Origin of the sequence: Acinetobacter sp. V2, from assembly GCF_001188385.1 — a bacterium.
Lineage (GTDB): Bacteria > Pseudomonadota > Gammaproteobacteria > Pseudomonadales > Moraxellaceae > Acinetobacter > Acinetobacter oleivorans.
The window spans coordinates 1,831,975-1,836,998 of record NZ_JZFB01000001.1 but is presented as its reverse complement, the minus strand read 5'-3'; the positions used below and the strand labels follow the sequence as shown (position 1 = coordinate 1,836,998).

The 5,024-nt window shown below is 40.7% G+C and carries 5 protein-coding genes and 1 pseudogene; 3 read left to right on the top strand and 3 right to left on the bottom strand.

Features of this window, described 5'->3' with window-relative positions; translation table 11 throughout:
• Positions 1-810, top strand: an 810-nt coding sequence (locus tag UC75_RS20810) for an aldehyde dehydrogenase family protein (protein ID WP_228137179.1), incomplete at its 5' end; no start/stop codon positions are given.
• A gap of 94 nt (positions 811-904) precedes the next feature.
• On the opposite strand, the gene UC75_RS08435 is transcribed toward UC75_RS20810, so the two are convergent.
• Positions 905-1,510, bottom strand: a complete 606-nt coding sequence (locus UC75_RS08435; RefSeq protein ID WP_049837286.1) for a nitroreductase family protein — start codon at positions 1,508-1,510, stop codon at positions 905-907.
• Positions 1,511-1,543: 33 nt separating this feature from the next.
• The gene (locus UC75_RS08430) at positions 1,544-2,329 is read right to left on the bottom strand and encodes an SDR family NAD(P)-dependent oxidoreductase (RefSeq protein ID WP_049837285.1); all 786 of its coding nucleotides are present in this window, start codon (positions 2,327-2,329) and stop codon (positions 1,544-1,546) included.
• Between the two features lie 123 nt (positions 2,330-2,452).
• Between UC75_RS08430 and UC75_RS08425 the strand changes: the two genes are divergently transcribed.
• Entirely contained in the window at positions 2,453-3,019 is a 567-nt protein-coding gene (locus tag UC75_RS08425; RefSeq protein WP_049837284.1) for a TetR/AcrR family transcriptional regulator, read from the top strand.
• Here UC75_RS08425 and UC75_RS08420 read toward each other — a convergent pair.
• Positions 3,016-4,173, bottom strand: a complete 1,158-nt coding sequence (locus UC75_RS08420; protein WP_049837283.1) for a glycerate kinase — start codon at positions 4,171-4,173, stop codon at positions 3,016-3,018. The genes UC75_RS08425 and UC75_RS08420 overlap by 4 nt on opposite strands.
• A gap of 398 nt (positions 4,174-4,571) precedes the next feature.
• Here UC75_RS08420 and UC75_RS20805 point away from each other — a divergent pair.
• Positions 4,572-5,024: pseudogene (locus UC75_RS20805) on the top strand (CbbBc protein); the annotation flags it as partial.

The window sequence follows — 5,024 nt, the reverse complement described above, 5'->3', positions numbered from 1 at the left end:
CCTGACGTACCTGTTATTAGTTTTACTGGAAGTACCACAACGGGGCGCGCCATTTCCGCAGTAGGTGCTCAGCACCTGAAGCGTTTTGGTTTGGAGTTGGGTGGTAAAACACCAATGATCGTGTTTGAGGATGCTGACCTCAATGAAGTGTTACCTAAAATTGAAAAGGCATTAACTGTATTTGCTGGACAATTTTGTATGACTGGCTCTCGTCTATTGGTACAGCGTCCGATTGCTGAGGAACTTAAAACATTGTTGGCAGCTCGTTTAGAAGCTGTAAATGTTGGGCCAGCATCTGACTTGAAAAGTGATATGGGGCCATTAATTGATAAACCTAATGTTGAACGTGTCAATCAGATTGTCGAAAAAGCGATTAATGAGGGTGCAAAAGTTATTGTACGTGGTGGCCCAATTACTGAAGGCAACTTAGCGAAAGGTGCTTTTTATCGACCAACATTGCTAGAAGTAAATGATAATTCAATGGATATTATTCAGAAGGAAACTTTTGGTCCTGTATTAACGTTACAAGTCTTTGATACAGAAGCAGAAGGGATTGCACTTGCAAATGACAATGAATATGGTCTTGCGGCTAGTATTTGGACTCGTGATGTTAATCGTCCCTTAAGAGTTGCTCGTGAAATTGATGCAGGAACCATTTGGATCAATGATTGGGCCGTGGTTTATGATGAGTTTGAAGAGGGTGGTTTTAAACAGTCCGGTTTAGGACGTCTAAATGGTGTCGCCGCAATGGATGATTTCATCGAGTATAAGCATATAACGATCACCTCTGGTTTGGTGAATCAGTTATAAATCAGTAGTCTTTATTTCAATTGGTGCGGGTATGAATGTTTCTTACTCGCACCGTGGAACTTAATGATTTACAGCCTACAATCTGACTAAAAACTTAGAATGTATTTTGAATAATGACGTCATCGTAAGGAAGTTTGCCCACACGTGGGTAAGGCTGAGATGCTGACTTACCAACTGCAATCATTAAACACACCACATGATCTTCAGGTAAGTTAATGAGATTTGCCATTGCGTCAAAGTCAAAACCATCCATAGGGCAACTGTCTAAACCATGCTCTTGCGCAAGAAGCATTAAGGTTTGAGCAAAGATGCCTGCACTACGCATCACTTCGTCACGTTGGGTTTGTGGGCGGTCACGGTAATATTGATCAATCGCACCTACCATAATATTTTGCACTTCTGGAGTCGCGCCATCCCACACGCGTTTCGCATCGGCTTCCCATGAACTTACTTTTGCACATAACACAATCAGTAAAGAAGCCTCGGTAACTTGTGGTTGGTCCCATGCAATTGTGCGAATCTTTTGTCTTAACTCAGCGTCTTCAACCACAACAGGGCGCCAATGTTGCAAGTTAAACGCACTTGGAGCATTTGCTAAAACTTCTTGTAATAACTGCTTTTTGTTATCGTCAGAAAGTTGAAATGCAGGGTCAAAGCGTTTAACTGCACGGCGATTACGGATGGCATCAATAACATTCATAAGATTTTCCTACTTGAGAATTGGGTAGCAGTATTAGTTAGTTTTATAACGTTGGGCTACTTCAGCCGAAGAAAAGTTTGGTAGTAATGTGATACGTGATTTTTCAAAATTATTCCATTGATTTTCGTCTTTCAGCACAGGAATTGTGATTGTTTCTTTACGGTCAAAACCAATCAGAGCCGCATCGACCAAATCATTTACATCCATTAATGGTGGAACTTGGCTTAAGTCGATGCCTGAGCGTTCCCAAATTTCGGTTTTAGTTGCAGATGGCAATACGGCTTGAACATGTACGCCATGATCTTTTAACTCTAAATATAAGCCTTGGCTAAAAAAATGTATGAAAGACTTAGTTGCACCGTAAATAGTAGAGCCAAATTCAGGGGACAACCCAACAACAGAACCTAAATTAATAATTGAGCCTTTACCTTTATGCACAAGTTGCTCTGAAACTGCATGAGACAATCGAACAACCGCAGTCATATTTAAAGTCATGAGTGTTTCAATTTCTTTAATATCCTGAGCTAAAAAGTTTCCGCTTAATGTAATCCCCGCGTTATTTACCAAAATTTCAATATCAGCATCGTTTTTGAGTACATTTTCAATTTTAGTGATGTCTTGATCTTTTGATAGATCGGCCTGAATGAACTCGACCTGTACACCGTATTTTTCTTGAAGGTCTTTTGAGATTTTATCTAAGCGGTTGGTGTCTCGTGCAACCAAGATTAAGTTATGGCCACGTTGAGCAAATCGGTCTGCATAGACAGAACCAATTCCTGACGAAGCTCCTGTAATAAGTACTTTTGATTGAGCTGACATGTGATGTCTCCACGCTTTAATTTTTAGATGATGACCATAATCTAAAATATGCAGGTTTTGATGTCAACCATAATCAATGTATAATTATGACCAGTAGGGTGAATAAAAAGTGAGTAGGCCAACATGAAAGTCAGTAAAACTCAGGTAAAAGAAAACCGAGAAAAAATTGTTGAAAAGGCGACTCAACTCTTTCGTAACAAAGGCTATGACGGAGTTGGCATTGCCGAGTTAATGTCTAGCGCAGGCTTTACTCACGGCGGCTTTTATAAACATTTCACTTCGAAGACCGACCTTGTCTCAATTACCGTTAAACATGGGCTTGAGCAGGTTTTAAAAAGAATAGAAGGCTTAAACTTAACTCAATTTATTCAGCTTTATGTGTCCCGCACTCATCGCGATAACCGAGATCAGGGCTGTACCTTAACTGCGCTATCTTGTGATGCTGCAAGACAGCCAGACGAAGTAAAAGTCGAATTTGAAGAGGGTATTGAGCAACTTATTCAGTTCATTATGAACGAACGAGCAAAACAAGTTTCTTTGGAAGCGCCAGAGTTGAGAAAGCAAGCCATTAATATTCTTGCTCAATCTGTAGGGGCAATTGCTTTGTCTCGCGCATGCCCAGACCAATCAAACCTTAGCGATGAAATATTGGAAAGCTGTAAAGAGAGCCTTTTAAAGTTAGCCGATTAAACTTTTTTATCTCTCAAACTGGTTTGGCTAAATTGAATTAGCCTCGCAATATCGACAGTTCTTTCATAAATAAGTTCTGCCGCATGTTCGCAGGCTTGCTCTAATGTAATGGGGCCATTAGTTAGCGAAAATGCAGCTGTAACGCCGTGCTCATAAAGCGCTTGATAGCCTTCGCCTAATGTTCCCGCAATGACAATGACAGGAACATTATGTGTTTTGGTAATTTGACTCACCCCAAAAACTGTTTTACCACTTAAGGTTTGTTGGTCAAATTTACCTTCGCCTGTAATGACCCAATCCGCGTTAGAGATTTTATGGGCAAGCTGGTTGAGTTCAGCCACAACCTTAACTCCAGTCTTAAACTCAGCATTTAAATAACTTTTGGCGGCAAATCCTAAACCTCCCGCAGCACCAGATCCCGCTTCATCTCGTTTGTCAAAGCCTAAAAGCTTAAGCGAGACATCGGCAAAATGGGCAAGTGCTTGGTCAAGTAACTTTACTTGAGCAGGTGAAGCACCTTTTTGTGGACCAAAAATATGAGATGCGCCGTTTGGGCCGCTAAGTGGATTGGTCACATCGGCAGCCAATAAAAAACGAGTTTGCTGAATACGTGGGTCGAAATGTGTTAAATCAATTTGTGATAGATTGCGTAGCGCGAGGCCACCTGCGGGTAAAACGTTGTGGTTAGCATCGAGCAAAACCGCGCCCAAAGCACTGAGTAGTCCTGTGCCGCCATCATTGGTTGCACTGCCACCCACAGTTAAAATAATGTCTTTTGCACCTGCGTCTAAAGCATCCAAAATGAGCTGGCCTGTGCCAAACGTTGTGCTCTGGCAGGCATCACGCTCAGACGGTGGAACTAACTGTATGCCGCTGGCTTGAGCCATTTCAATGATGGCGATTTTCTGATGTTCTAACCATCCCCATTTGGCCTGAACAAGCTGACCTAATGGCCCGACTACAGTTTTTTCACGCCATTCACCTTCACAAACTTCTAACACCGCTTCTATGGTTCCTTCACCGCCATCGGCCATAGGGCATAAAACAGTTTCTGCATGAGGAAAAACTTCTTGCCATCCTTTGGCAATGGCTTGAGCGACGCCTAAAGCCGATAGGCTGTCTTTAAAAGAGTCTGGCGCAATCACAACCTTCATAAGTTCTCTGAATCTATTTTTTTCAATTAATTTATACTGCTTAAACCCATAAAAACCTACTTAAAATGACGTAAATTTCAGCCCACTACATCATTTCTATTTTTTAAAAATATAAAGTGAATTATGTTTTTATCTGTAAAAGCTACAGCTATTAATTTTTTAACTAATTGTTTTGTATGTTTTTATATAAATAGCGTGGTTGGGCTGAATGATTGTAATTATAAAAAATATGGCACATATTATAACTAGCGTTGAGGCTGCCTCTAAATATCATGGGTAAGATAAAAGTGGATTTTTACTTATTAAGATAAACAGCAAATAGCGTAGATATAACCATAATTAACTTGTGAATTTATTGCACCTATAGAATGTGTAAAAAGTAATAAGAGGATGACAAAGTGGATAATTCAGAAGAACAAAAGCATATTCAGGAAAATAACGGCTTTGCACGAATTGAACCCTATACTCATCCTGCGGGCGGATGGGGAGCACTTCTTAGTGTCGCTCGAAACCTAAAGCGGCAAGATATTTTAAAAAAAGGTTCGATTACCTTACTCAATATTAATCAGCCTACCGGGTTCGACTGTCCCGGTTGTGCATGGCCAGAAAAGAAAAATGCTCATGCCTTTAACTTCTGTGAAAATGGCGCAAAAGCAGTTGCATTTGAAGCAACCAGTAAAACAGTGACTCCTGAATATTTTGCAGGTCATACCGTCAGTTGGTTATCAGAACAAAGTGATTTCTTTCTAGAAGACTTAGGCCGCTTAACTGACCCAGTTCGCTACGATGCTGCCACCGATAAATATGTCGCAATTTCATGGGATGAAGCATTTCAGATTATTGCTAAACAT

Excerpts from the sequence above, each read along its gene's own strand:
- UC75_RS08435 (WP_049837286.1), bottom strand. The coding sequence starts at position 1,510 with ATGAATGTTATTGATGCCATCCGTAATCGCCGTGCAGTTAAACGCTTT.
- UC75_RS08430 (WP_049837285.1), bottom strand. The coding sequence starts at position 2,329 with ATGTCAGCTCAATCAAAAGTACTTATTACAGGAGCTTCGTCAGGAATT.
- UC75_RS08425 (WP_049837284.1), top strand. The coding sequence starts at position 2,453 with ATGAAAGTCAGTAAAACTCAGGTAAAAGAAAACCGAGAAAAAATTGTT.
- UC75_RS08420 (WP_049837283.1), bottom strand. The coding sequence starts at position 4,173 with ATGAAGGTTGTGATTGCGCCAGACTCTTTTAAAGACAGCCTATCGGCT.